Consider the following 3,751-nt stretch of genomic DNA (forward strand, 5'->3'; position numbering starts at 1 on the left):
AAAGGCGCTCGAACTTAACAAGTTTGTACTTTCGCGTGCCTGGATTCTTTACTACTAAACGAAGTAAGTGAGGTAAGCAACACTGCCAGCACTAGTGAGATTCCCATAAAGGCATAAGAAGCCCCCGGGCTGCCAGTTATACCATTCAGATAACCCACTATCCATGAACCTACAAATGACCCCAGTGCGCCAAAACTCACGATAAATGCCATGGCGCCAGCCACAACGTTTCGCGGGATCATATCTGGAATAGCGGCAAAGAATGGTCCATAAGGGGTATACATCGCGCCGCCAGCAATCATCAGCAGAACATATGAGAGCCAGAAGTTGGATGCTCCAATTGTAAACGATCCAATAAAGCAGATAGCACCAAGTCCTAAAAACAACAGAACAATGATTTTACGGTTAAGAAATTTATCTGAGTACCATGATGCAGCTAGCATCAATGGAACGGCTAATAAATAGGGTGCTGCTGATAGCCAACCTGTTGCGACAATGCCCAGCCCAGAAGCCGATTTCAAAATAGATGGTAACCACATGATGAAACCATACATCCCAATATTCCAGAAAAAATGAATAAAGGAAAGGGACAAAACTTTACCAGAGCGAAATGCCTCACTGTAGTTTTTTATTTCTTTAATATTAGTTTGCTCTGCTGCCAACGCGGCTTCAATATCTTCTTTTTCTTGAGCTGTTAACCATTTTGCATCTTTAGGTCGGTCAACAAATACCACCCACCAGATAGCTGCCCAGATAATCGCGGGTACACCTTCGATAATAAACATACCACGCCAGCCAAAAGCATCCACGAGATACCCTGATAATACAGACATCCAAAGTACCGTGATGGGATTACCCAGGAAAAGGAATGTATTGGCTTTGGATCTTTCTTTCTTGGTGAACCAATGGCTTAAGAAAACAAGCATAGCGGGCATAACCACACTCTCGGCAACACCAAGCAAGAATCTAATAACGGCCAAGGTTTTAACATCATGAACCATGCCGGTTGCTGTGGCTAATATCCCCCAAAGAATTAAACTCCAAAAAATAAGTTGTTTAGCACTTCTTTTTTCAGCGTAAATACCTCCAGGCACCTGAAAGAAAAAATACCCAAGAAAAAACAACGCACCTAATAATGAGGAAATCCCTGGAGTGATATTGAGATCTTCAGCCAGACCGGCAGCAGCACCAAATCCGTAATTGGCACGATCGAGATAGGCAAGGCTATAGGTAATGAAAGCCAGTGGAATTAATTTCTTCCAGCGAATAGGAGCTAATTTTTTTTGCATGCTTTGAATCATAATGTTTTCCCGTGTATTTACTGCTGGGCAAAAAACGGATAGTAAGAAATGTTAATTACAGCACGGCTAGCCAGCCACCATCGACATAAATAATCTGGCCGTTAATATAATCTGATGCCCTGGATGATAAGAAGACGGCGGTGCCGATGAGCTCTTCCGGACGCCCCCAACGCTGAGAAGGGTTGCTGCTTTTCACCCAACTGTCGAACTGCTTGTCTTCAATAAGAGCAGTATTCATGTCTGTCAGAATGTATCCAGGCCCAATTGCGTTAGTCTGGATATTAAACTGTGCCCATTCTGCCGCCATCGAACAGGTGAGCATTTTGATCCCGCCTTTTGCCGCCGTGTAGGGGGCAACGGTCGGTCGTGCGGCCTGGCTGGTGAGCGAGCCAATATTAATGATTTTACCGCCGCTGTTGCGGGCCATCATCCTTTTTGCCGCCGCGCGGGACACCAGAAACGCGCTGGTCAAGTTAGTGTCGATCACCTTCTGCCAGTTTTCCAGCTCCAGTTCGACCATAGGTTTGCGATACTGAATACCGGCGTTATTGATCAGGATATCCACATCGATCCCTTCTGCATCGAGTTTGCTAAAAGCCGCCTCAATCGCCTGTTCATCGGTGACGTCGAAAGCCACACCGTGTGCGTCGTAGCCTTTGCTTGTAAGCGTATCCACGGATTCGGCCAGCAGCGTGTCGCGAATATCATTCAGGATGACCCGTGCGCCTGCTGCGGCAAGGCCCTCTGCGTAGGCAAAGCCCAGTCCACGTGCAGAACCTGTTACCAGCGCCGTTTTCCCATTTAAATCAAATAAAGCGTTCATGTTGTTTCCTCACTCGTTTAATTTGTATGACGACTATCTTTTTAAGATTGAGTTTTCGCCCTGATAAAATCAACCGTTCACCCATTAATTTGCAGCAACGATCACAAAAAGTTCTACATAGCGCTCGAGAGACAACAAACAAACAATTGATTTTCAATCATTTATTTAATTTCAATTGAACGCAACTTGATCGCTATCACAAAATGGCGCTCGCAGCGAGCCTCTGTAAAAGAAGCGTGATATAACAGCATCAAGTTGTAGGACAACTTACAAATATGCGCCATGTCATCTACAACGTTATGACATGCGGTAAATTCGCTGAGTTGAGGAGTGAAAGTGAGTAACCTGAAAATCACCAACGTTAAAACGATTCTGACGGCGCCGGGCGGCATTGATTTGGCAGTCGTTAAGATAGAGACAAATGAGCCGGAGCTGTATGGGCTGGGATGCGCGACATTTACCCAGCGTATCTTCGCGGTAAAAAGCGCAATCGATGAATACATGGCGCCTTTTCTGATTGGCAAAGATCCGACCCGTATTGAGGACATCTGGCAGTCAGGCGCGGTGAGCGGCTACTGGCGCAATGGCCCCATCATGAACAATGCATTGTCCGGCGTGGACATGGCGCTGTGGGATATCAAAGGTAAGCTGGCGGGGATGCCGGTTTATGATCTGCTGGGCGGTAAATGCCGTGATGGGATCCCACTGTACTGCCACACCGACGGCGGCGATGAAGTTGAAGTGGAAGATAACATCCGAGCCAGAATGGAAGAGGGTTACCAGTACGTTCGCTGCCAGATGGGAATGTACGGCGGTGCGGGGACCGATGACCTCAAACTGATCGCCACGCAACTGGCACGTGCGAAGAATATTCAGCCGAAACGTTCACCGCGCAGCAAAACGCCCGGCATCTACTTTGACCCGGATGCCTACGCCAAAAGCGTTCCGCGTCTATTTGACCACCTGCGTAACAAGCTCGGCTTTGGCATTGAGTTTATTCATGATGTACATGAGCGAGTCACCCCAGTGACCGCCATTAACCTTGCAAAAACACTGGAACAATATCAATTGTTTTATCTTGAAGACCCTGTCGCACCGGAGAATATCGACTGGTTGAAAATGCTGCGCCAGCAATCTTCCACGCCGATTTCCATGGGCGAACTGTTTGTCAATGTGAATGAGTGGAAGCCGCTCATTGACAACAAACTGATCGACTACATTCGTTGTCATGTGAGCACCATCGGCGGCATCACGCCGGCGAAGAAACTCGCCGTCTACAGCGAACTGAACGGTGTGCGTACAGCGTGGCACGGGCCTGGTGATATTTCACCGGTCGGGGTCTGCGCCAACATGCATCTGGATCTGAGTTCACCGAACTTCGGCATTCAGGAATATACGCCGATGAACGACGCGCTGCGTGATGTCTTCCCGGGTTGCCCGGAGATTGACCTCGGCTATGCCTACCTGAACGATAAGCCTGGCTTGGGTATCGACATTAATGAGGCCGAAGCGGCGAAATACCCGTGTGAGGGGGGGATCCCTTCCTGGACAATGGCGCGCACACCTGACGGCACAGCTTCAAGACCGTAAGTAATAAAGACCCGGTTTAGATCTTCCGGGTCTTTAT

Annotated in this window: 3 protein-coding genes; 1 reads left to right on the top strand and 2 read right to left on the bottom strand. The window is 48.0% G+C overall.

The features are described from left to right. Positions 1-14 precede the first annotated feature (14 nt). Complete coding sequence (locus NNN71_RS24015) at positions 15-1,301, bottom strand: MFS transporter (RefSeq protein WP_267453875.1); 1,287 nt, start codon at positions 1,299-1,301, stop codon at positions 15-17. A 55-nt stretch (positions 1,302-1,356) separates the two neighbouring features. Further along, the gene (locus NNN71_RS24020; RefSeq protein ID WP_267453876.1) at positions 1,357-2,124 is read right to left on the bottom strand and encodes an SDR family oxidoreductase; all 768 of its coding nucleotides are present in this window, start codon (positions 2,122-2,124) and stop codon (positions 1,357-1,359) included. A gap of 336 nt (positions 2,125-2,460) precedes the next feature. Between NNN71_RS24020 and NNN71_RS24025 the strand changes: the two genes are divergently transcribed. Then, positions 2,461-3,714, top strand: coding sequence for an enolase C-terminal domain-like protein (locus NNN71_RS24025; protein ID WP_267453877.1), 1,254 nt, complete (start codon positions 2,461-2,463; stop codon positions 3,712-3,714). The last annotated feature ends 37 nt before the right edge of the window (positions 3,715-3,751 follow it).

This window comes from Kluyvera sp. Awk 3 (assembly GCF_028069715.1).
GTDB classification, from domain to species: domain Bacteria; phylum Pseudomonadota; class Gammaproteobacteria; order Enterobacterales; family Enterobacteriaceae; genus Kluyvera; species Kluyvera georgiana_A.